Raw genomic sequence first — 20,249 nt, 5'->3', positions numbered from 1 at the left:
AACTAACCTGTCCATCAAAACATTTACCCATAACTTTTTAAGACAATTTTTTTAAAACAGATAATCATGAGTTCAGAAGCTGAAACCATCTATGAGAGAGTTGCAAAACTTGAAGACGAAATTGCATTACTTAGAAGCGAAGTTGATATCCTCAAACAAGCACTAAGAAACAAAATTGCTCGTCATGAAATCTCAATGATCAAGAAAGGAACTGATGTAGATTCAATTATTGATTAGTTTTTGTCTTAATACTTCTAATTAATTCTAAAATAAAGTCTACATCTTCTGCATTTGGGTTTATTTCTAAATACTTATTCAAATATTTTAAAGCAATCTCGGAATTTTTCAATCTCTCTTCTAAAATTCCTTTATCTCTGATATCTTCAGCTGATTCTGGTTCAATAGCTAGTACCATGTTTACACATCGCAAAGCTTTTTCATAAACAAATGATTGGACGTACGAATTTTTTAAATTTCTTGTTAACCTTACAAGTATCTGTTCTGGTCTAACCTCATCTAGAAATTCTGGTTTGAATTCTAACTGTCCTCCATAATTTGCATCAAGAATGTCTTGCAAGTCATCAACATCTAGTAAACGACCGTCATAAAATGGATCTAAAATCATTTCTTCATTATATTTTACCAAAATATGGCTGGGAAATCCCACAATCTTTAATTCCAGTCCGATGAATTTTGCAATTTCGGCATATAGAATTGATATAGTGATCGGAAGACCTGCCTTTGTATCGATTACTTCGTTTAGAAAATTATTTTTTGGATTATAGTAGTCATCATCGTCTCCACTAAATCCTAAATTTTCAAAAAGATGTTCATTTAACATTGAAATCAAATATGTTGGATTTTTTACATCACTGATTGATTCTTTTAGTGATTTCCCAATCTGATTAATTTTTTGGATATACTCATCCACATTTAGATCTGGATATTCTAAAATTTGTGCAAACTTGAGACATTTTTCAACTAAGTTAAAACTTGGATTTTTTACAAATGCAAGCCATTCTGCTACTAACGGATCAAATTTTTCTTCCAATTATTACAAACTCAGTTTTTTAAGATATAGTTGAGGATCCTTGAGTTCTCTAGTGTTAGGGGGGACTTCTATCATTTTTTTGAATGTATCTTTGCCTAATTTTTTATATAATATTTTTGTAAAATCCTTACCCATGCTTTTTCTTATCTGATATGTTGAAAAATCTGTGCCCATAAACGTTGATAGATAATTTTGAAAATCTTTATCGTCTTTTAGAATATCTTCAATAACAAATGCTGCCATTCCTTCCATTGCAGTAAAAGCCGCATGGTGTTGTTGGATTGGAACTAGCCATCTCTTGTAAATGTCCAATAATTCTGGAATTGATTCTCCAATTTTGGGATCTATTTCTACGTGTGTGAATGTCATAACATCGGGACCTATCTGTTCAATTAAGAAATGATCTGGATTCAAAAAGAAAAACAAATTAGCTTTTTTTGCAAATGGAAAGTCATCTGGTACTGCTTGTAATTGACAATACTCTGATAATTTGTTGATTGTTTCAGTATCTAATGATAATATGATTTTAGCCAATTCTTCATTTATTTTGTTTACTTCCATTGCTGCCCTTTTGTTAACTTGATGAAGATTTTCTTGTGTTGAATGAACTAATTCTTCAAGCACTGTCATTTTTACTGCTCCGATGTATCCTGAGTTGACACTTTGAAATCTTGATTCATAGGGTTCACCTTGTTTATGTAGAATTATTTGTGGATATCTTGATAAAATGAATTTATTTAAATAAATTTCTGAATCTAAATAATCTCCATATGTTGTTGTAATTTTAGAAATGTATTGTATTGCATATGTAGAATATACTAAATATTTTGCAGTGTCTTGTTGCATCAATTCTGCAATCTTTGTTAGATTTTCTTTTGCAACTGCATTGAACAATTCTTTGACAAATTCTTTAGATTCTTTATCTGCAAATACTTTGTTTCCTTTAATTCTCTTCAATTCTTCTAATTCTGGAAATTTTAATGAAATATTTTCTGGAATTTTAATTCCTACAAATTCTTCCACTTTATTTTTAAAATCAGGTAATATTTCATTCGCGATATCGTCTAATTCTTTGAATTGTACCTTGTTTGCAATATCATCCCTGGCCCTAGATGCTAGTTCCACAATCTCTTTTTCTTCGTTAATTTCTACTGATAATTGCCCAAATAGGGCATCTGCAAACTCTTGAAATTCTCCCAATTTGCATAAAATTCCAAAATACTACATTTAAGATTACCTTGATTTTTAGTATCAAAGAAATTATTAATTCAAAACCTATTGGTTTGTCATCTGACATGTTAGAATCCAGTCTTGAATTTTTAAAATGTGTAAATTGTGGTTCAAGATTAGAATTAGATTCACTCAAACAAGATAAAGAAATCATTGAAGGATTTTTAGAATGTCCAAAATGCAATACACTATACCCAATAATTGAAAAAATCCCTATTTTATGGAATGATTTCTCTCTTTATCTTTCATCACGCAAAAAACTAGGAGGTAAACTCTATCAATTAATTGAAAATTTAAAACTTAAGAAATTTTGTAAATCTTCATTATTGACTACTCGAACTTCTGAAGATAGAACTGCTCTTGAGGAACGTTGGTCTCTCATATATCAAAATAGTAAATCTTCAAAATTTTACTCTGAAATACAAACTAATCTTAATTCTTTACAAAAATCTAATCTTGTTTTAGAGTATGGGTGCTCTATTGGTACCATGACTTCTTTTTTAGCGAAATCTAACAAGATGGTGTTTGGTATTGATAGATCATTTACTGCCTTAAGAATTGCAAAAAAATCTTATAAAAAAAACCTTGATTATGTTGTAGCAGATTTCTTGTCTCCAGTATTTGGAAAATTACGATTTGATCTTGTTCTTGCTCTAAATGTTTTAGAACTTGTAGAACCTACAGAATTTTTAAAACATATTTCAAAACAAATCTCAAAAGGATATTTTGTTATCAGTGATCCATATGATTTTGACAGAGGAATAAATTCTGTGAAAAAACCTCTTGATGAAAAATCATTACGCATGAATTTGATCAAATTAGACTTTGAAATCACCTCTCAGACTAAAACTCCTTCTTACATTTCATGGAATTTGAAACTTAATTCACGTGCAACTTTGAATTATGATGTTGATTTAATTATTGCCAAAAAATAAATTTTTAATTATTTGGTGGTCACATGTCCACTCTTGTATTCTTTGATTGCTCCTTTAGTTTTTTAAACCATGATTTTGTTTTTGTATTGATTTCAGTAAGCAATTCATCCATCTCTTTTTGATAAAGTTCATTTGGATCAGTCATTTCAGGCCCTCATTTTGATTTAAAGTAATTTTGTATTATTTTGAATCTATTTAGTAATTTGTCTAATTGCGAGAGAACATACAAGTATCAATTCATTATTCTATTGACATTTCTTCTTAAAGAAACTAAATGTTATTTTTTCTCTTGTTCTGCTTTTGAAATATCGCATGTTTGATTGCAACTTCCACATCCGTTTTTTCTAGTACCAAACCAGATTAGTGCTAAAGGCATTAGGGCATAAAGTAACGTGGTGTTTGGGAATCCAAGTAATGACTCATTATCAGTAAAATATCCTGATATTATCACTGCAAACATGCCAAGTGCAATTATTCCTGAAATTTTGTTTAACTTGTCCTTTGTAGCCATTGACTATTTTACTTATTCTTGATATTTAATAAAACATCCAAATGAAATTGATTTTTATCCACATGAATTGCATTCAAATTTCTTTTTAGATTGATGGGCTTTTTCCATATGTCGTAATGTTCTCTCTGAATTTGAAAACTCCATGTCACATTTTGGACAAATATTGCCTACGACAATTTCTTTTTTGCGTGAAAATAGTCCCATATTTTTTTATAAATTATTTACAATAAAACTCTTTTACTCAATTGAAATTTATGACAAATTCAGAAATTTAAAGAAAACAGAGTCTCAAAATGAAATAGGAATTAATTTAAGAATCAAAAAGTACTGTTTTTTATCATGGTAAATTATTTTATAAATCAAATTAAACGTGTTTCAAATATACCTTCTAAATGCGTGAACTGTAATGGCTTGGATCTTAAAAATGACGCAGTTTTAGCTACCATTGGTCCGTCTGAAGCAAATGCAGATTATGTATTATCTATTTTGTGTCTTTCTTGTGAAACATTGATGATAATCACTACTCATTCAGAATTAGTTGTTGGAATTCATCATACGGTTGGAAATCAAGTAACTATGCGTAATTCTTGAATAGATAAAATCTCATAAAAAAGAACAACAATGAAATACTGAAATCATGTCTAATTGTATATGGCTGCAATTATTATTATTCCAATCCTTGTTGTTGCAATAATTGGATTATCAAGTTATCTGGCTTATCGATTTTTAATTTATGATTTGATTTGTAAAAGATCTGTTAATCAATCCCTTAGAAAATACAATATCAAAAAAACCCCTTCTGAAATTATCAAGGAGTACTTTGAAAATAAAGGGGAGAAAATATCACATCAGGAAATTCAAAATCTTGAAAAAAATTATAGACAGAATGAACCTGAACAATTCCTTGCAATGTATGATGCAATAAGGGATTATAACAAAAACAAAGATGATAACTAAGTTTTTAAAAATCTAAGGTTTTACTGGGATTTGAATAAATGGGGTTCCACCTTCACCTACCACTAGAGGTAGTTTACCATCCCATGCTTGTGTTTTTAGCCAATCAAGATAATTTGGATTCTCAGCCAATGCTCTATTGATAATTGCAATTGCTTCTGCTTCACCTTTGGCTTCTGCAATGTTTGCATTTGCTAAACCTATGGCATTTGCCTCTGCTTGTCTTGCTTCAACTTCAATTCTTTTCAAGTCATTTTCTGCTCTAAGTGCATTTTGCTCTGCTTCAACTTTAGATTCAATTGCAGATGCAAATAATGCGGAGAATTCAAAGTCTGTAATTGAGATAACTTCTGTTACAACATTAAATTGATTTAATCTCTCTCTAATTGAAAATTCAATATCTTGTTTTACTAGAGGTCTTTTTGTAATTAATTCTTCAGCATTATAATTTGCAGTTACTTGTTTTACTGTTTCTTCTATGGCTGGTTGAATTACTCTATTTTCATAATCCAGTCCTAAATTTTTGTATAAATTATGGACTTGTTCTTTATCTGGATGATAATTGACTGTGACAGTTGTTTCTACTGTTTGCAAATCTCTTGATGCACTTCTAGCTTCACTGGCATATTTTAGAGTACGAACCTCAATGTTGACTACTTCATCTTGGAATGGTATGACAAAATGTATTCCTTCATCAAGTGGTGGTTTTGTAAGATCAACTGCATTCCAGTGTAACAGTACTCCTCGATGACCTGAATCAACTATTTTTACAGAAGCTGATGCTACTACACCGATTATAATTAGAAGGAAAATTGCAACTAAAACGATTTTTGCTCCATTCATGTTGACATTCACTTTAGGAGATTGATATTTTGACACTGTGTTTAGACTTGATCCTTCTACTATTATACCAATCTAATTATCACTAGTCCATTTTCTACTCTTAACAAATTTATGCCATCTATGTATGCAGGAATTAATGGCAGAGCCAAATTTTTCTTGGATATATATCATAATTTTCTTGGCAATTCCATTAGCCAGAATTATCCCCCGTCTTTTGGCAAAACGAGGTATAGGAAAAAGTTTCTTCAAGCCTCAACAACCAAAACCCTTTGAACCTAGTTTTGTTAAACCCGCTCAAGACCGTCAATCTGAACCTTTAGAACGAGAAATGGATTCCTCAAAACCTCAATCAAAAAATGATCTTGTTTTAGGAGCATTAAACCGAGGGTCAAAATCTTTTGAAAGTATCCAGAAAAATACTGGATTAGATAGTCAAGATCTTGATTCTATTTTAGAAGATTTAGAGAAAAATGGATTGCTAAAAGTAGTTCAAAAACAGGGTATGTTTGGTCCAAAAACTGAACTATATCCAACCGATAAAGGATTCAAGGAATATTATTCTTAGATATCTTCATAGAATTGATTCTAAAGAGTAAAAATTAATTTGTTGGATTCATTGCAGCTGCTCTGTCTTTGACCTTTTGATCCACTAGAGCATTAACATATTGACCTGGTTTGACATTACATTCACCAATGTTAACTGAATAACCATCCATTGTTTCAGCAATACATCCTGATTCTGTAACTGCTATCACCTTGACAATCTCTATGTTTGTTTCAGGTGAAGTGTAGAACATCAAATATGCAAAAAGCAGACCTGCTACTAGAGCAATTACTCCACCAATAATGAATGTAGAATTATTACTTGATTTTTTGTTGGATGATTGATCTACTGCCATATTTTGTTATGTCAAATTCTAAATATAAACAACATACTCGTTTCTCAATAATGATTTAGACCTTTATGGATTCAACTATGTTCCTCTCTAAGTTAAAATTCAAACATTCTACAAGTGAATTGCAATAAAGGCAGACTTCCACTGAAGGGAGTGTGCAATTATTTTATCACAAATTCACTATGCCATAATAGTGATTCAAATAATTAAGGAAAATCCTAGTTGACATTATTCAGAATAAACTCAACCGGTTGTGTTGTTGTTGATTTTAAGCAATTTTCATCTGCTTAAATAACTACTTTACATCTATTATCTTCATGAATCAAATCACAATAGACGTTCAAAGCCAGCAATCTGGAATGGTTGAAAGTGAGTCCAAAAAACCTTTCTCAACTAGTGTTCTTGCTATGGATTTGATTGGTTTAACATGGATCTTCAAAAAAGATGAAGACCTGCTTGAGGAGCTCAAGTAATTATACTTAATCAACTAGGAGGAGGTGCGATATATGAGTAAATTAGAAAATACAAACAATCACAAAGATGTCTATTCTATATGGAAAGAAGGCATGGATAATTTCTATTCAACAATAGAAAAATCAATTCCACAATTCCATCAAGCAGCTACTAATCTGTATCAAGAATATGCTAAAGCATTGAATAATGCATCATCATCGATTGTTGAAATTCAGAGAGAATTTGCAACAAAGGCTGGAATTAAATCCAATCTTCCAGAAGCATCAATCAGTATGATACATGATTCAGCAGAAAAGATTAACAAATCATTAGATGTTCAAACCAAGATGTCAATTGCATCAATTGATGCAGCACAACAAAACATCAAGACATGGAATGAAAATTCAAGTGCTTTTGTTAATATCAACAAAAGTATAGCTGACTCTTTGGTTTCCCCATTTAATTCAAAAATATAATGGAGAATTTTTCTCCATTTTTTTATTTCTTTTAAAATAAAATTATTTTATTTAACAATAGGGGATTACAAAAGAAAAAGAAAAAATTATTGTTTAAATTCTTGGAATGATTCGTGATTTTGTAGTTATTCCTATAATACTGATTATAGATACTACGAGTATCATCATTGCAACAGTTCCAAATTCTGGCACTACTTGTTTTTTTGCTATTTCACCAAATACTTCTTGATATTGTCCATCATGTCCAAACCCAATTACATTAACAGTAATTGTGACAGGTGAAGCATCAGATGCATCAATTGTCAAAGCTTTTGTTGTATGGGTGTTAGTCATAGGGCCTGAATGTACATGTCCCTCTTCATTTAGCAATACAATTGTTCCATGTATTGCTTGTATGTTGTAGGTAATGTGCTCTGCAGGAATATCATTCAAATCTGTAATTGTGACATCTATAGTCATTACCTCATTTGCGTATCCATTACTAGATTCAATATTTGCAATTAGATTGTCGATTTTGGAATTTGATTCAACAGTTGATCCTATTGTGATTGTACCCAATTCTTTGTCAGTACCTCCACCTACAGTTACAAGCACTTGTCCTAACATCCAAGGATGCACCGTACAAAAGTAATCATATTTTCCAAGTGTGTCAAATGTGTGTGAGAATGTTGTACCTGCCATGAATATACTGCTATCGAAGATTCCATCAGGGGATCCTGGCATTCCACTTGTTACAGTGTGTGCTGCAGAATCATCATTGCTCCATACAACCTCGTCACGAGGATTAACTGTAATCACATATGGGATGAAACATTCGTTTGTATCTTCACATCCAGTAGTGGACGATCCTTGTGGTAGGCTAACTGATACTTGTTCAGCAAATGCAAATGATGGGATAGTCATAATGAATCCCATGAGGATCATTGAAGTTAGTATTATTTTTTGATTATTAGTCATTAGATTGAAGATTAAAGATTACAGTAAAAACCTTGTCGAAGTTTTTAGACAATTTTTGATGTTATGTATTGTATGATTAGTTTGAAACTCTTCAAAAATGGCATAGTTTTGAACCTGTAATATGGAATCTTGCACTTAATGTTATAGGATAATGTGTGCCGGGGGCGAGTTTTGTGAAATTAGTTTGATGCCGCCCAATTTAGTTTATCTAAAGGGGCCAAAATAATCAGTAAAATAACGATTTACTGTAAGGTTCTATCAATTTAAGAAATTATTTGAAAAATTAAATATAAATGAAGAATTGATATTTTCCAATAAGTGCATCTTAGCGTTCTAATTTTTGTTGCAACACTATGGCATGAATAGGTTTAGAATCTTTTGATGCAGTAAGAAGTGTGATGGTTTTTTGATTGTTTAATATTTTTTTTATATTATTTAATGAATCAAAATTTTTATCAATTTCTACAATGTACTTTTTCTGAAATTCTTCTTGTTTATCCAGATTATCATGATACCATTTCCTCAAGTCAGTACTTGGAGTAATTTCTTTTATCCATAAATCAATTTTAGCGTTTTCTTTAGAAATCCCCCTAGGCCATAGTCTATCTACCAGTATTCTATGCCCATCAGTTTCTGAATAGTTATCATAAACTCTTTTAATTTTAATCATGATTCTTGCCAATTAATCTCACACACATCACATGTTGCTCGAACTCCATTGTATCGGGGCTCCCAATACGGTTTGATTTCACGATTACATATGGGACATTCAACTATATCATGATCATCAATATTTGTATGTACAATTTTGTTTTGAGAGAAAAAATTATTCTTGGTGAACATGTGCATCATCTGTTGTAATTTTGTCATAGTCATGGTTGTGTGTTCCATCGGAGTGACCTTTACCTCGCAATACAAAACAAACTAGAGCAAATGCAATTGCAACACCTACTGTTACACCATATGCTGCAATACTAGCTTCTGCCATGTGAAATTCCTCCTGTTAAATTATTTGAATATTTGTCCATATTAGAAAAAAAAGTTAAGAAACTATGATTGTCCCTTGCATACCAGTATGCAATGCACAAAAATAGTCATAGTTGCCTCGCTCATTGAGAACTAGTTCAAACTTTTCGCCAGGTTGCATCAAACTACTATCAAACTTTCCATCATGTTCTAGAGTTCCAGACTTGACAGAAGTTACAGTATGTTGATTGCCATCGACGTTATCAAAAGTTATTGTCTGACCTGCAGTTGCTGAGATAGTGTTTGGAACATAAAATGGAGATTCTAATCCAACAATGTCCACAGTATTTTCTTTGACTGTTTCCATTTGTTGCATTACCTCTACAGTTCCTTCATTATCAAAGACTTGGATTACAAATCTAGTTGATGCTTGACCAAATAGGGGATTTGAATATGGTATTGCATTAAGATCTGCTGTAATCAAGTATGTTCCTGCTTGGGAGAACGTATGTGTTGTTGAGAGTGCACCTCTATGACCATGATATGCTCCATGTAATGGAATTGGTATTGGTGCGTTAGGTTGGTCACCTGATGTAGATGGATAATGATAGAATCCTCTACTGATGTTTATCTGACCGTCAACGTGTGTAGCGTCCTCGCCTGTTTTTGCGTCATTTACGTCTAAGAGTAAGGTAGTTGGTTGTCCTACAACAATCCGTTCAGGCTGTGTGGTAAACTTTACCTGAATTTCAGTATCAGGTTCTGAACCTTGTAACATCACGGTCTTTCCTTGGTTTCCGACATTTACAGAAAATTCAAAACTTCTTGAACCAAAGTTGTTAGTTGGGTCTTCAGTGAATTTCAGCAAGTCTCCAGATACAACAGCTCTTGTTTGTCCGAGTTCTGGTACTGGGGAGCCAAGCATGAATGGTCCTGATGATAATACTGTATACTTTATGGTGTATGTTCCTGCCTCTGGAAAACTATCTTTAAAGTTCATAATTCCAAAGTGACCATGAAGTGTAGTAGTTCTATGAACTATCTCTCCATTAGGACCAATTATTGCATATGACCAATCTGTGTGCGATAGATTTGCATTACGTTCAGAATCATGTACTCGTGCGTTTACTGGAACTAGAGTTCCTGCCATTATAGTTTCAGGTACGCTGAATTCTATTGAAACGTTGTCTTGTGTTTGAATCTGTGATGTTAGTTTTACAGAATCATTTTTCATTTTTGGTTCTGCAAACACATCTTGCGTAAAATCAAGTGAGGGTTGAACAAACAAAGCCACCAAAGCAATGGATAGTATTGTTGTAGTTATTCCCATGAATCTTGTGGTATTCATGTTAGTTAGGTTATAGATTTAGTTTAAGATAATTTTACCAAACAACACCCAACTCTAACCCTGATCAAAAATAAAAAAGAAATATGAAATTATGCTACATTAATAATTTCATCAAACATTTTTTGGTTTTCCTCAAAGAGGGGAGACACAAAGAATGTAGTTATTCCGCCACCTTGAAGTTTTTCTACCAAGTGATTCTCTTCTAATGCCTTTAGATGGTGAGATGTACACTTGTAATCTATTTCAATATTTTTTGATAATTGGTTTGGATTACTAGGTCTGTTTCTCAGAAGTGACATTATTTTTACTCGGTTTGCAGCGCCTCTTGTTGAGACAAACAAACTCCAGAAAATTTTTTTCATTTCTGGATGTGCTGAAGTTGTGATGGATCTGACGGTGATTGCATTCATAGTATATGATAGCATGATAGCATATAATAGTGTATCTATAATTGATATCATGCTATCATTTTATATACCAGATATAGGCACATAAATCATGACAAAAGATGTTCTAGTACGAGGCGTAGATGAGGAAATATACTCTACATTAGGGGATGCCGCAAAAGAGCAAGGGATTTCAATTAATTCCCTAGTCAAAGACGCCATTGATTCTTGGCTAGCAAAAAAAGATGATACTCTAAAAATTCATCACCTGGTTTTGTATTCTGATGATAAATCCATGGATAGTCTTTTGAAATCACTTGACTATTTTGCAAAAAAGAATGGATGGTTCAAGTGTCACATTAGTCCTAAGAATAATTCAGGTACTAAAACATTAGATGAAATGAAATGGTATGATGGAACAATAATTCCATATGATCTTAATTTCAAAAAATTAACAAGTTATTATGATGGCGTCATGGAAAAAATTTCTAAAAAAGCAAATAGCCAACCAATTTGTTGTGTGGATTTTTTAATTGGTGATATTGCAAACCGAACATCATTATCTCAAGCAGTAAAACTTGAACATGAATATAATCAAAATAAAGCGGGAGGATTGATGTTTTGTCCATACAAAACTCCTGACTTGTTATCAACAGGGATTGAGGATGTAATAGAACTCTTTGAGGAACACGATCAAATATTTATTTTGAAAGGAGACAAAGTGTACAAACTTCATCTCTCACTAGAAAGTACACACAAAATGATCATGGGTTAGACTAGGGTCTAATTTGGTATAGAGTTGGAAATTTTTCTTTAAGCAAGATATTCTAAATTATTCCATGAACCAAAAAATGAAAACCATTGGATTGTTAGCAATCTTGCCTCTAGTGATGGTAGCATTATCACCAGATCTTATTTCTGAAGCTGATGCACAAAAAGGGAAAGGTAGCGAAGGTACACAATCTCCTAAATCATATGGCTCTGCAACAGCTAAGATTGTCTGCGGCGATAGACTGTGTGATGATGAATCCAAACCAGGAAACATCGGCAGAGCACAATAGTGCAGATAGATGAAAGTTCTATCTAATTTTTTATTTCTAAAGATTTGTAAAATAAATAAAAAATAAAAAAACTAGATTAAAAAAACTCTAGTTTGCCGCTTCACTTAGTATTGAAGACAGCTTTTGATGTAGTTCTTGTTCTGATTTTGAACTTTGAACTGCGTTTCTGATTTTCTTTGATATTGCATCAACTACTGCATCTGCACCTTTGTCAAGTGTTGGTCCAAATGATTTTTCTAGTCTTGATTTTATTCTGTCTTTTTTAGCTTCAAACATTGCAGCCATTGCAGCCTTGTGCCACATGATTTCAGCAAATTTCAGCATATCTTGACCTGAGCAGGAGGGGCATTCACAGCCTCCATCACAACTACAGGATTCAGACTCGCTATTACTTGAATTTGTGCGTAAAGTTGAGCATTGTGGTCCGTTACATTCCATACATTTCACCTCCTGGTCTTTGGAGTAAGGTTAGAGTGAATGTGACATTGCTTGGGGGTATTGGCGTGAAGTTTTCTAGAACATACTTGAAAGTTTCTGTTCTTTTGTAGTTATTTTTTGTTGTCATACTCATCTAACTTACCTTATGTAAGTGAATATCATTTGTATATTTATAATAGAAAGTGAACAAATAGAAATCAACTTTCCTTTTGGTTACTATACAACTTAACTTCTTTGTAGTTTTAGTATTATTATGGGTCAAGTTTGTAAAGGAATCTGTGTAAGATACACTGGAGAAAAAATAGCTAACGGATTAAAATATTCTTCTGGTTACAAGAGATGTACTAACTGTTCTTTATTTGTAAAAACTTTAGAGATAAGATGTCCATGTTGTCATGCAAAACTTAGAACTAGATCTAGAAATTAATTTAAAGCAATCATTGATTTTTTAAATACTTGTTTTAATTTACGTGGCTTTCCATCCTTGAAAACTTCTTTTGCATAGTGTTTCATTGAAAAAGCTGCCATCTGCCCTAGTATACCTTTCAAATCTTCTCCTTTCTTCGTTAATTGGTATTCTACTTTGATTGGAACTTCATCATATACGGTACGTGTGATGAGTTTTGCTTTTTCCATTTCTTTTAATCTTGCAGACAATGTTTTTGGATTCGCATCTTCAATACTGTCTAATAATTGATTGAATCTAGAATGTCCCATTATTGCCATGTTACGAATAATGTGAATAGTAAATTTTTTCCCAATAATTTTAAACGTGTTATCAATTGGACAGCACTTCATCATATCAGTTGAAGAACAACAATCCATTACACTAGTTGGCTCATCTGCTGTCATGTTTTGTTTTTAGAGTAATCGTATTTATACTTACTTTATTATAGTTACTAAAAATTAGTAACTTACCTTATGGAAAGTTGATATCTATAATTTCACTACTCTGTTAATATAGTCTTTAGTATACTAACTATACTATGTATAGTAATAAAATACAAAATCAAAAGAAAATTAGCCTCAAAAATGGCATAATATTGGATGTTCTGATATCTCAATTAGAAATTGGGAGGTTATCGTGATGACATTACAAGTATTGCATAGAGATGATCTTAAACTGGGAGGTTTTGCAGGAATACGTGAGCATCGTCTAGTAGTAGATCCTAGAGTTTTTGGAAATAATGACACTAAAGCATGGTCTGGAATTGGAAATTTTGTATATCTAGCTGATGCAAAATTTATTCCAAATGGAGAAACACATTTGCATCCTCACAAGGAAATTGATGTAATCTCAGTAATTGTTGATGGACGAATTTCCCATAAAGGATCATTAGAAGAAGGGAGTATAATTGAGGCAAATCAAGTCCAGGTCCAACGTGCAGGTGGTGAAGGATTCCTACACAATGAAGTAAATCCTGATGATAAAGAAAACAGGATGATTCAGTTGTGGATTACTCCTGAAAAATCTGGAGAGCCTGCAGGATACAAATCATATTCTTTACAACAAGGAAAAATTATTCGTGTTTATGGTGGGGATGAGAATCAAGATGACACATTTGCTAGTAAAACAATACTTGATGTTGGACTAGTTGATGCAAAACAAACTGTATCAATTGATGGTGAGTTTATTGCATATGTTACTCTAGGTAAAGGAACACTAAATGGACAAAAAGTCACTAATGGTGATTTAGTTCGTGGAAATGAGTTAGAGTTTCATGCAGAAACTAATTCACAAATAATTATTGTGAGGAAAATTTAGAGGATAAAAATATGTTGAACAAAATAAAAAATTCACAACAGTTTGAATAATTTGTTCTTGACTTTACCTCTATGGTATTTGTTTACTGTTGTGAAGGGTAGTGTAGTTCATGTAGAATAGTTTAAAATGTATAATTATTTGTAATAATTCATGTCCAAAACATCTCTTTACAATGATAAACACATACAAATTTTTGATGATAAGATTCATTTCAAATCTTGGTGTTTGCCTTGGGGTAAGAAAGATGTCAAGCTATCTCATGTCCGAAAAATTTCTGAGAAGAAAATGGGGTTATTTTCAGGCAGATTAAGAATTTCAGGCTCTAATAATTTTAAAGACTGGTTTCATTTTGATGCAACAAGACCTACAAAAACAAAAGCCATTGTACTTGAAACTGATTTTCAGATCTACAAAAGATTATGGATTACTCCTGAAAGACATAGCATGGCATTTAATGTACTCAAAAAATTAATCTAATATTCACGTTTACCTACACCATTTCACCCTAAAAATAATTAGATGAATCAACGTAGAGTTGAATTTCAAACTCTCAAAGAGTATCGTAAAATTAGTTTGATACCCTACAAAAACTGCCTAGTTCTGCATAGTTTTGATGGTCAAAGTGAGGGTTTCTAACTGAATTATGTGTGCCGGGGGCGAGTTTCGAACTCGCGACCTCCAGATTATGAGTATTGCCTTAGTTGGAGAACCGTTAGAGTTTACCAATTGAACTGGCACTCTAACCAGGCTGAGCTACCCCGGCATAATATTAGGTCAAAAATTTGGGAAATTAAATGATTCTAATTTTACTTTATATCCTTCCAGAGGACATTTTCATTTTTGACCCATAGGAATTTCTTTTGTAAAGCAGAAGTGTAGAGTTTTTCCCATTCGGCCCCAACTTCATCTGTCCATGCCTTGAAGACTCTAGGATCAATGTAATTTCTTAAAGATGTTCCAATGTTGTAATCTTTGGTTTTTTCAGACAAATCAATCTGTAATCCTAATTTTTCTAATCTTTCTTTGTGTTTTGATTTTTGCTTTTTGATTTGTTCATTTAATGTCTTAATTCTTTTAGTTTTACTTTTCTTTTGAGTGTCAGTTTTGGGAGTACTTGATTCTACTTTTTTGAGTGTTTCTTGGGTTTTCTTCCATGCTTGATCTTTTTCTGCCTTTTTCAAAGTGTCTCGTTTCTTTTGTAGAGATTGCTCAAACGTTTTAGGAATTGTTCTCTTGTGGTTACACATCATGGCAGCTTCAAGATTTGCCAATTTTGCATGGTATAGTTTCTCAGTAGCTGATTTTCCTTTCATGTTATCATGTTCTACGAGATAGTTCTTGACTACATTTGTTGCAAGATATGTTCTGAATACTTTGGCTGTTAGGCCCTTTACTATGCTGGAATAATACACATTGACATGTCTTGATGTAATGTCATCAAAAATCTCATCTTTTGGTTTTTTCTTTTCTACTAGTTTTTTTAGATTTTCATGAAATTGTTTATCGTGACCTTCTGCTACTACTGTTTCTTGCCATCTTACACTGTCCTTACCTAGAAAATCAAACTCTATAGAATTTGCAGTAATTTTGATATGTTCCTTTCTTAGGGTTGTAGCACCTACTGTATCTGCCTCATCTGGATCTTTTTCGTCCCCTACCCTCATTGCAGTTCTATAAATCAAATAACATGCAGTAGCAATTCTACTAATTTTTGGATCCTTACTTTTCATGTCTTTGACAATTCTATCTTTTATCTTCTCAATTTCATTTGCAAGCTTTACTGCTTTTTCATATTTTTCTTTGTCTCGACCTTGCTTTAATCCTGCAGTATCTGCTAACCAAACATATTTTCTTTTTTGTGTTAGAAAATCCATCCAACTAGCTAGCCACATGGAATCTTTGTCATGAATTATCTTTCCCCATTTCCCTTCAGGTACTTTGGCTTCTTTTCCAAGATTTAGTGTAACATCTTTTGGAGTAACTGGTGGTTTCCATTTTCCTCGGAGTGGATGTTCTCCACGTCCAATGAAAATACCTGGTGGTTCTGCCATATAATTTCCAACTTCAACTTTTTCTCCATCCATGATGGCGACTCCGTATTTTTCTTTTAATTTCTCTCGTAATTCTTTTCTTTTTGCAGCAAGGGATTTCTTTTCCTCCTTACTCATCATCTCTTTGAGGTCTTTTTCTTTGTCAACTATTTTGTAAGCGTTTGAAAAATCAATATCATCATATGATATTTTTTTAAATTTTGAATCTAATGTTTTTGCAAAATCTGCTGTAAAGTTTTTCTGAAATACTTTATCTTGAGCATATGGGGTGTCTTTCTTTTTTGCCCATTGATACACCATTTCTTCTTGGGTTAAATTGAGATTTACAGTCTCCCCTTTGATCTTTATCTTGATTCCTTGAGCCTCATATGCAGGAGGAAACAAGATTCCATTGTGTTGTAGTGTTTTCCATTTCATTTCATTTCACCTTAAAATTGCGGACTTTGATGAATTTCTATACTATCTGTATATCAATTTAGCGTAGAAGTACGATGTTAGTTAAGGAAATAGCTCTTTACTCATGTATTTCTCAAATTCTAGGTCAGTTTTCATCTTTTTTGCCTCCATAAACATGGCTGCATCTGTACCTACCACATATCGTGGCAACATTTCATCATCATGTATTGCCTTCATTACTACATCTGCAACTTGTGAAGGGGCAGTTCCCATTTCTACCATCATTTTAAGACCAGCTAAAATGTTGTCAGTTAAGGTCTTGTATTTTGGATCAATTTTTGATTCTGGAACTTTCATTGAATTAAAAAAATTAGTTTTGATAACTCCTGGTTCAATCATTGTAGTTTTAATTCCAAACTGTCCTAACTCATATCTCAAACATTCTCCTAACCCTTCTAATGCAAATTTTGAACTGATATAAGCTGGGGATCCTGGTAATCCCATTCTTCCTACAACTGAACTGATATTGATAATGTTTCCAGAGTTTTGTTTTCTCATTATTGGGGCAACCTCTTGAATAATTCTTACAATGCTGAAGAAATTTGTTTCAAATTGTTTTCTAAAATCATCTATTGTTAGATCTTCTGTACACCCAAACTGACCATATCCTGCATTGTTAACTAATACATCCAATCTTCCTCCCTCTGAAACAACTTTTTTGATTGCAGAAACAATTGATTGTTCGCTATCTACATCTAATTCAATTACTTTTATTGGAAGATTTTCTTTTTTTGCAGCATGTTCTAATTCTGCTGCTTTTTCAAGATTTCTCATACTTGCAAATGTGTAATATCCATCTCTTGCTAAAGATAATGCTGTTTCTAATCCGATTCCTGATGAACTACCTGTGACAAGAGCTACTTTTTCCATATTGATTCTAGATTCTTGTTATATTTATCCCATTTTGATTAATCATACTAGGGGTTTGTCACCTTCAGTAGGATCTATCAACTCTGTTTCTTCTCCCGAATTAATCCTCTCCAAAATTTCTAATGCTGAATATTTGTGGAGATATTCATTGTTATTTCCACATCTATATGAGAAAGTACATCTTGGACATCCTGATTCATTTTTGCAAGGACATTCTTTTACGATAAACATACTTCTTTCAAGTGCCTTTTCAAATCTGTCATAGAGGGCTTTACTAGCTCCACTGCCTCCAATAGCCCCATCATAGATGAAAATCAAGCCTGAAGTCCCTAATGAGATGCCTCCTAAATCTTGAGATACTCCTCCAGTAATCATATTGCTACCCTCAATTACTACATGTTCTGTTGCATGGTATCCACTAGCTTCAGTATATTCCTGATCTTCGGATTCTTCAATTACTTTGAGCGGCCTTGGTGCATGAAATACAATTCCTTTGGTTACAAAATCATACTCTAATGGTGTGTCTAGTTGTACTTTTTCACCCTGAGTTATTTCTTGCCCTAACTCGATATTGACATATCCATACACCTTTTTTTCAACATGCAATTTACAAAATGCTACTTCAATTCCATTTGCTTTTCTTCTTTCATAAACTGTTTCAATTGTAGGCCATTCTTCTGTTAATGATTTTGTATAGTATGGGTAATCCCTTGGAATTCTTTCTAGTTTCGCATAGTTTTTTTCTGGATAATCAAATTCCTTTACCTTGTAACGAATACCTGCTAGAAAATAAATTGCATCTTTGTGTAGTTCTTCTAGTGCAATTGGCAATACTCTATCCCCTACTTTTTTTCCATCTAGGAAAATATCGATTGAATTACCAATCCCTCTGATACTATATTCACTTAACATAGAATTGATTTTATCAAAATTTGGAATAATTCTATTGTTGAATTCTTTTAGATTTTCATTAATTATATGCTGTTCTATCACTTCTTGATGTTCCTTTAATTCATGTTTTGAAATGGGTCTATCACATGCCATTGCTAAAATTTGAAATTCTTCAACAAAGGGATTTTTGGGATCGATGTATGTTTTTTCAATATCTTCAAAATAATCATCAGGGTGATTTTTGTAATATTGTGAGATTGGATCATTTCCCAATGCCAAAAATGCATATCCTCTTTGACCTTTTCTAGCAGCTCTCCCTATTCTCTGAACTAGTCTATTTACTGGAATAGTTGATGATATCACACAATCCACATTTCCCACATCTATGCCTAATTCGAGTGTGGGAGTGCATGAAATTGCTTGTAATTGATCTTCTTTGAATTGCCTTTCAACTGATGTTCTGTAATTTGCCATTAATCCAGCTCTGTGAACTTTGATGTTGACTTTTTGTTTTTTTGCTTGAATTGCTAAAAGTTCTGAGTTTAGATGTGAATTATTAAAAACCATTGTCTTGTGATTTTTTTGAGTTAGTTTCTTTGTTAGCTCAACCATCAGAGCTCTCTGTGTTCGAAGTGATGGGAAAAGCATTACAAAATCTGTTTTTCCTTTTTTACCTGAGCCTTGAATTTTTTGCATTTTTTCACCAAATAATTTTTGACAGAATTCTTTTGCATCATCAAGAGTTGCTGATGCTGCTACAAATTGTAATTTATTGGTACAAATTCTTTTTAGTCTTTTTATAATATAGTGAACATTTGTTCCAAAAATTCCTGAATATACATGGGCCTCATCTGTAATGAGAATTCTAGTAGACGATAACAACGAGGAAAATTTTGTTTGATGCCACATGTGATAATGTAGCACATCAAAATTTGTAATTAGAATTTGAGGAGGATGATCAATTATTTCTCTTCGCTCTTCTTGCTTTGTGTCTCCGTCAAAGACTTTGACATTAACTCCTATTTTTTCTGCAAATTTTTGAATTTTTGGATACTGATCACGTGCTAATGCTTTTGTAGGGTATACAAAAATTGCAAAAACATTTTCATCTACAGCTTCTTTTTTAATTCTTTGAATAACTGGAATCAAAAATGCTTCTGTTTTTCCAGATGCTGTAGGTGCTTCAATTATCACATTTTCTCCAAATGTAATTTCTTTGATGGCCTCTTCTTGAAATTTGTAAAATTGATCAATTTTTAGTTCCTTGAGATGCTCAGTTATTGATTCATCTAGTCCTAATTCTTCTACTTTACAGCCCATTTTAGGCTCAGGGTTGCTTAAAACCTTGTATTCTGAAATATAGTCTTTTTTTGAAAAAAGGATTTCTTCAGTAATTTTATCTGGATTATTTTTCCCTATCATTTCTTTAATCTCATCTTCTCCTCTCACAATTCCTTCATCTTTGAGGCCTTCAGATAGTCCTCCCTCAGTTACTAGTCCTTTGTCAAATCTTGAAAGAAATTCTAGAAAGACTTCATCGGCATTTTTTGAAAATTCAAGCAGATCTTCTAATCCACATTTTTCACAAGAAACATGCATTTTTTTGTTGAATGTTTTTTGAATTCCAATTTTTGATTTACATTTAGGACAGGAGAATTTCAAGATCTACTTGATAAGTAATCATTGATGATTTATTGTTTGATAGGTGTTA

29 protein-coding genes and 1 tRNA gene are annotated in these 20,249 nt (G+C 32.5%); 12 read left to right on the top strand and 18 right to left on the bottom strand.

The window, feature by feature from the left end:
- The first annotated feature begins 66 nt into the window (after positions 1-66).
- A complete protein-coding gene (locus tag C5F49_RS07490) occupies positions 67-237 on the top strand; it encodes a hypothetical protein (RefSeq protein ID WP_179360484.1) in 171 nt (56 codons plus the stop codon).
- Here the strand turns inward: C5F49_RS07490 and C5F49_RS07485 are convergent.
- Together C5F49_RS07485 and C5F49_RS07480 are read right to left on the bottom strand one after the other, a co-directional pair.
- Entirely contained in the window at positions 227-1,051 is an 825-nt protein-coding gene (locus C5F49_RS07485) for a SirB1 family protein (protein WP_179362370.1), read from the bottom strand. The two genes, C5F49_RS07490 and C5F49_RS07485, sit on opposite strands and share 11 nt — an antisense overlap.
- Positions 1,052-1,054: 3 nt before the next feature.
- Complete coding sequence (locus C5F49_RS07480) at positions 1,055-2,251, bottom strand: hypothetical protein (RefSeq protein WP_179362369.1); 1,197 nt, start codon at positions 2,249-2,251, stop codon at positions 1,055-1,057.
- 38 nt (positions 2,252-2,289) lie between these two features.
- Between C5F49_RS07480 and C5F49_RS07475 the strand changes: the two genes are divergently transcribed.
- Positions 2,290-3,216 (top strand): methyltransferase domain-containing protein, encoded by a 927-nt coding sequence (locus C5F49_RS07475; RefSeq protein WP_246275316.1) that lies wholly within the window; start codon positions 2,290-2,292, stop codon positions 3,214-3,216.
- 19 nt (positions 3,217-3,235) lie between these two features.
- Here C5F49_RS07475 and C5F49_RS09755 read toward each other — a convergent pair whose 3' ends face one another.
- From C5F49_RS09755 to C5F49_RS07465, 3 genes are all read right to left on the bottom strand, one after another.
- The gene (locus C5F49_RS09755; protein WP_281361112.1) at positions 3,236-3,361 is read right to left on the bottom strand and encodes a hypothetical protein; all 126 of its coding nucleotides are present in this window, start codon (positions 3,359-3,361) and stop codon (positions 3,236-3,238) included.
- Between the two features lie 132 nt (positions 3,362-3,493).
- On the bottom strand, positions 3,494-3,727 hold the full coding sequence (locus C5F49_RS07470; protein ID WP_179362368.1) for a hypothetical protein: 234 nt from the start codon (positions 3,725-3,727) through the stop codon (positions 3,494-3,496).
- A 54-nt stretch (positions 3,728-3,781) separates the two neighbouring features.
- On the bottom strand, positions 3,782-3,931 hold the full coding sequence (locus tag C5F49_RS07465; RefSeq protein WP_179362367.1) for a hypothetical protein: 150 nt from the start codon (positions 3,929-3,931) through the stop codon (positions 3,782-3,784).
- A gap of 135 nt (positions 3,932-4,066) precedes the next feature.
- Here C5F49_RS07465 and C5F49_RS07460 point away from each other — a divergent pair, with 135 nt between their 5' ends.
- Both C5F49_RS07460 and C5F49_RS07455 read left to right on the top strand, forming a co-directional pair.
- Positions 4,067-4,318 (top strand): hypothetical protein, encoded by a 252-nt coding sequence (locus C5F49_RS07460; protein ID WP_179362366.1) that lies wholly within the window; start codon positions 4,067-4,069, stop codon positions 4,316-4,318.
- A 60-nt stretch (positions 4,319-4,378) separates the two neighbouring features.
- On the top strand, positions 4,379-4,684 hold the full coding sequence (locus C5F49_RS07455; RefSeq protein WP_179362365.1) for a hypothetical protein: 306 nt from the start codon (positions 4,379-4,381) through the stop codon (positions 4,682-4,684).
- 12 nt (positions 4,685-4,696) lie between these two features.
- On the opposite strand, the gene C5F49_RS07450 is transcribed toward C5F49_RS07455, so the two are convergent.
- Positions 4,697-5,560: a prohibitin family protein gene (locus tag C5F49_RS07450; protein WP_179362364.1), complete on the bottom strand. Its 864-nt coding sequence runs from the start codon at positions 5,558-5,560 to the stop codon at positions 4,697-4,699.
- Positions 5,561-5,660: 100 nt separating this feature from the next.
- Here C5F49_RS07450 and C5F49_RS07445 point away from each other — a divergent pair, with 100 nt between their 5' ends.
- Entirely contained in the window at positions 5,661-6,089 is a 429-nt protein-coding gene (locus C5F49_RS07445; RefSeq protein ID WP_179362363.1) for a hypothetical protein, read from the top strand.
- A 34-nt stretch (positions 6,090-6,123) separates the two neighbouring features.
- Here the strand turns inward: C5F49_RS07445 and C5F49_RS07440 are convergent, their stop codons facing one another.
- The gene (locus C5F49_RS07440; RefSeq protein WP_246275315.1) at positions 6,124-6,423 is read right to left on the bottom strand and encodes a hypothetical protein; all 300 of its coding nucleotides are present in this window, start codon (positions 6,421-6,423) and stop codon (positions 6,124-6,126) included.
- Positions 6,424-6,737: 314 nt separating this feature from the next.
- On the opposite strand from C5F49_RS07440, the gene C5F49_RS07435 reads away from it, so the two are divergent.
- Complete coding sequence (locus C5F49_RS07435; RefSeq protein ID WP_179362362.1) at positions 6,738-6,893, top strand: hypothetical protein; 156 nt, start codon at positions 6,738-6,740, stop codon at positions 6,891-6,893.
- A gap of 33 nt (positions 6,894-6,926) precedes the next feature.
- Positions 6,927-7,349: a hypothetical protein gene (locus tag C5F49_RS07430; RefSeq protein ID WP_179362361.1), complete on the top strand. Its 423-nt coding sequence runs from the start codon at positions 6,927-6,929 to the stop codon at positions 7,347-7,349.
- 93 nt (positions 7,350-7,442) lie between these two features.
- Here C5F49_RS07430 and C5F49_RS07425 read toward each other — a convergent pair whose 3' ends face one another.
- The 5 genes from C5F49_RS07425 to C5F49_RS07405 all read right to left on the bottom strand — a co-directional run bounded on the left by C5F49_RS07425 (position 7,443) and on the right by C5F49_RS07405 (position 11,030).
- On the bottom strand, positions 7,443-8,306 hold the full coding sequence (locus tag C5F49_RS07425) for a cupredoxin domain-containing protein (RefSeq protein ID WP_179362360.1): 864 nt from the start codon (positions 8,304-8,306) through the stop codon (positions 7,443-7,445).
- A 325-nt stretch (positions 8,307-8,631) separates the two neighbouring features.
- Complete coding sequence (locus C5F49_RS07420; RefSeq protein ID WP_218841236.1) at positions 8,632-8,976, bottom strand: DUF488 domain-containing protein; 345 nt, start codon at positions 8,974-8,976, stop codon at positions 8,632-8,634.
- A gap of 156 nt (positions 8,977-9,132) precedes the next feature.
- Positions 9,133-9,294 (bottom strand): hypothetical protein, encoded by a 162-nt coding sequence (locus C5F49_RS07415; RefSeq protein WP_179361848.1) that lies wholly within the window; start codon positions 9,292-9,294, stop codon positions 9,133-9,135.
- Positions 9,295-9,348: 54 nt separating this feature from the next.
- Entirely contained in the window at positions 9,349-10,620 is a 1,272-nt protein-coding gene (locus C5F49_RS07410) for a cupredoxin domain-containing protein (protein WP_179362358.1), read from the bottom strand.
- An 89-nt stretch (positions 10,621-10,709) separates the two neighbouring features.
- On the bottom strand, positions 10,710-11,030 hold the full coding sequence (locus C5F49_RS07405; RefSeq protein WP_179362357.1) for an ArsR/SmtB family transcription factor: 321 nt from the start codon (positions 11,028-11,030) through the stop codon (positions 10,710-10,712).
- 88 nt (positions 11,031-11,118) lie between these two features.
- Between C5F49_RS07405 and C5F49_RS07400 the strand changes: the two genes are divergently transcribed.
- Together C5F49_RS07400 and C5F49_RS07395 are read left to right on the top strand one after the other, a co-directional pair.
- Entirely contained in the window at positions 11,119-11,781 is a 663-nt protein-coding gene (locus C5F49_RS07400; protein WP_179362356.1) for a hypothetical protein, read from the top strand.
- A 76-nt stretch (positions 11,782-11,857) separates the two neighbouring features.
- Positions 11,858-12,067: a hypothetical protein gene (locus tag C5F49_RS07395; RefSeq protein WP_179362355.1), complete on the top strand. Its 210-nt coding sequence runs from the start codon at positions 11,858-11,860 to the stop codon at positions 12,065-12,067.
- Positions 12,068-12,154: 87 nt separating this feature from the next.
- Here C5F49_RS07395 and C5F49_RS07390 read toward each other — a convergent pair whose 3' ends face one another.
- Positions 12,155-12,505: a hypothetical protein gene (locus C5F49_RS07390; protein ID WP_179362354.1), complete on the bottom strand. Its 351-nt coding sequence runs from the start codon at positions 12,503-12,505 to the stop codon at positions 12,155-12,157.
- Between the two features lie 253 nt (positions 12,506-12,758).
- Between C5F49_RS07390 and C5F49_RS07385 the strand changes: the two genes are divergently transcribed.
- Positions 12,759-12,932, top strand: a complete 174-nt coding sequence (locus tag C5F49_RS07385; RefSeq protein ID WP_179362353.1) for a hypothetical protein — start codon at positions 12,759-12,761, stop codon at positions 12,930-12,932.
- Here the strand turns inward: C5F49_RS07385 and C5F49_RS07380 are convergent.
- Positions 12,929-13,357, bottom strand: coding sequence for a winged helix-turn-helix transcriptional regulator (locus C5F49_RS07380; protein WP_246275314.1), 429 nt, complete (start codon positions 13,355-13,357; stop codon positions 12,929-12,931). The two genes, C5F49_RS07385 and C5F49_RS07380, sit on opposite strands and share 4 nt — an antisense overlap.
- 235 nt (positions 13,358-13,592) lie before the next feature.
- Between C5F49_RS07380 and C5F49_RS07375 the strand changes: the two genes are divergently transcribed.
- Both C5F49_RS07375 and C5F49_RS07370 read left to right on the top strand, forming a co-directional pair.
- Positions 13,593-14,270: a pirin family protein gene (locus C5F49_RS07375; RefSeq protein WP_179362352.1), complete on the top strand. Its 678-nt coding sequence runs from the start codon at positions 13,593-13,595 to the stop codon at positions 14,268-14,270.
- Positions 14,271-14,420: 150 nt separating this feature from the next.
- A complete protein-coding gene (locus tag C5F49_RS07370; protein WP_179362351.1) occupies positions 14,421-14,747 on the top strand; it encodes a hypothetical protein in 327 nt (108 codons plus the stop codon).
- Between the two features lie 171 nt (positions 14,748-14,918).
- Here C5F49_RS07370 and C5F49_RS07365 read toward each other — a convergent pair.
- From C5F49_RS07365 to C5F49_RS07350, 4 genes are all read right to left on the bottom strand, one after another.
- Positions 14,919-15,033 (bottom strand) — tRNA-Met (locus C5F49_RS07365).
- A 43-nt stretch (positions 15,034-15,076) separates the two neighbouring features.
- Positions 15,077-16,738, bottom strand: a complete 1,662-nt coding sequence (locus C5F49_RS07360; RefSeq protein WP_179362350.1) for a DNA topoisomerase I — start codon at positions 16,736-16,738, stop codon at positions 15,077-15,079.
- 81 nt (positions 16,739-16,819) lie between these two features.
- A complete protein-coding gene (locus C5F49_RS07355; RefSeq protein ID WP_179362349.1) occupies positions 16,820-17,647 on the bottom strand; it encodes an SDR family oxidoreductase in 828 nt (275 codons plus the stop codon).
- A 42-nt stretch (positions 17,648-17,689) separates the two neighbouring features.
- Positions 17,690-20,200 (bottom strand): DEAD/DEAH box helicase, encoded by a 2,511-nt coding sequence (locus C5F49_RS07350; RefSeq protein WP_179362348.1) that lies wholly within the window; start codon positions 20,198-20,200, stop codon positions 17,690-17,692.
- Positions 20,201-20,249 lie beyond the last annotated feature (49 nt).

The organism is Nitrosopumilus oxyclinae (assembly GCF_013407165.1).
Lineage (GTDB): Archaea > Thermoproteota > Nitrososphaeria > Nitrososphaerales > Nitrosopumilaceae > Nitrosopumilus > Nitrosopumilus oxyclinae.
Note: the sequence above shows the minus strand (reverse complement) of the source record. Positions and strands in the feature narration are given on the sequence as shown.

Excerpts from the sequence above, each read along its gene's own strand:
- C5F49_RS07490 (WP_179360484.1), top strand. The coding sequence starts at position 67 with ATGAGTTCAGAAGCTGAAACCATCTATGAGAGAGTTGCAAAACTTGAA.
- C5F49_RS09755 (WP_281361112.1), bottom strand. The coding sequence starts at position 3,361 with ATGACTGATCCAAATGAACTTTATCAAAAAGAGATGGATGAATTGCTT.
- C5F49_RS07470 (WP_179362368.1), bottom strand. The coding sequence starts at position 3,727 with ATGGCTACAAAGGACAAGTTAAACAAAATTTCAGGAATAATTGCACTT.
- C5F49_RS07465 (WP_179362367.1), bottom strand. The coding sequence starts at position 3,931 with ATGGGACTATTTTCACGCAAAAAAGAAATTGTCGTAGGCAATATTTGT.
- C5F49_RS07460 (WP_179362366.1), top strand. The coding sequence starts at position 4,067 with ATGGTAAATTATTTTATAAATCAAATTAAACGTGTTTCAAATATACCT.
- C5F49_RS07455 (WP_179362365.1), top strand. The coding sequence starts at position 4,379 with ATGGCTGCAATTATTATTATTCCAATCCTTGTTGTTGCAATAATTGGA.
- C5F49_RS07445 (WP_179362363.1), top strand. The coding sequence starts at position 5,661 with ATGGCAGAGCCAAATTTTTCTTGGATATATATCATAATTTTCTTGGCA.
- C5F49_RS07440 (WP_246275315.1), bottom strand. The coding sequence starts at position 6,423 with ATGGCAGTAGATCAATCATCCAACAAAAAATCAAGTAATAATTCTACA.
- C5F49_RS07435 (WP_179362362.1), top strand. The coding sequence starts at position 6,738 with ATGAATCAAATCACAATAGACGTTCAAAGCCAGCAATCTGGAATGGTT.
- C5F49_RS07430 (WP_179362361.1), top strand. The coding sequence starts at position 6,927 with ATGAGTAAATTAGAAAATACAAACAATCACAAAGATGTCTATTCTATA.
- C5F49_RS07425 (WP_179362360.1), bottom strand. The coding sequence starts at position 8,306 with ATGACTAATAATCAAAAAATAATACTAACTTCAATGATCCTCATGGGA.
- C5F49_RS07420 (WP_218841236.1), bottom strand. The coding sequence starts at position 8,976 with ATGATTAAAATTAAAAGAGTTTATGATAACTATTCAGAAACTGATGGG.
- C5F49_RS07415 (WP_179361848.1), bottom strand. The coding sequence starts at position 9,294 with ATGGCAGAAGCTAGTATTGCAGCATATGGTGTAACAGTAGGTGTTGCA.
- C5F49_RS07410 (WP_179362358.1), bottom strand. The coding sequence starts at position 10,620 with ATGAATACCACAAGATTCATGGGAATAACTACAACAATACTATCCATT.
- C5F49_RS07405 (WP_179362357.1), bottom strand. The coding sequence starts at position 11,030 with ATGAATGCAATCACCGTCAGATCCATCACAACTTCAGCACATCCAGAA.
- C5F49_RS07400 (WP_179362356.1), top strand. The coding sequence starts at position 11,119 with ATGACAAAAGATGTTCTAGTACGAGGCGTAGATGAGGAAATATACTCT.
- C5F49_RS07395 (WP_179362355.1), top strand. The coding sequence starts at position 11,858 with ATGAAAACCATTGGATTGTTAGCAATCTTGCCTCTAGTGATGGTAGCA.
- C5F49_RS07390 (WP_179362354.1), bottom strand. The coding sequence starts at position 12,505 with ATGGAATGTAACGGACCACAATGCTCAACTTTACGCACAAATTCAAGT.
- C5F49_RS07385 (WP_179362353.1), top strand. The coding sequence starts at position 12,759 with ATGGGTCAAGTTTGTAAAGGAATCTGTGTAAGATACACTGGAGAAAAA.
- C5F49_RS07380 (WP_246275314.1), bottom strand. The coding sequence starts at position 13,357 with ATGACAGCAGATGAGCCAACTAGTGTAATGGATTGTTGTTCTTCAACT.
- C5F49_RS07375 (WP_179362352.1), top strand. The coding sequence starts at position 13,593 with ATGACATTACAAGTATTGCATAGAGATGATCTTAAACTGGGAGGTTTT.
- C5F49_RS07370 (WP_179362351.1), top strand. The coding sequence starts at position 14,421 with ATGTCCAAAACATCTCTTTACAATGATAAACACATACAAATTTTTGAT.
- C5F49_RS07360 (WP_179362350.1), bottom strand. The coding sequence starts at position 16,738 with ATGAAATGGAAAACACTACAACACAATGGAATCTTGTTTCCTCCTGCA.
- C5F49_RS07355 (WP_179362349.1), bottom strand. The coding sequence starts at position 17,647 with ATGGAAAAAGTAGCTCTTGTCACAGGTAGTTCATCAGGAATCGGATTA.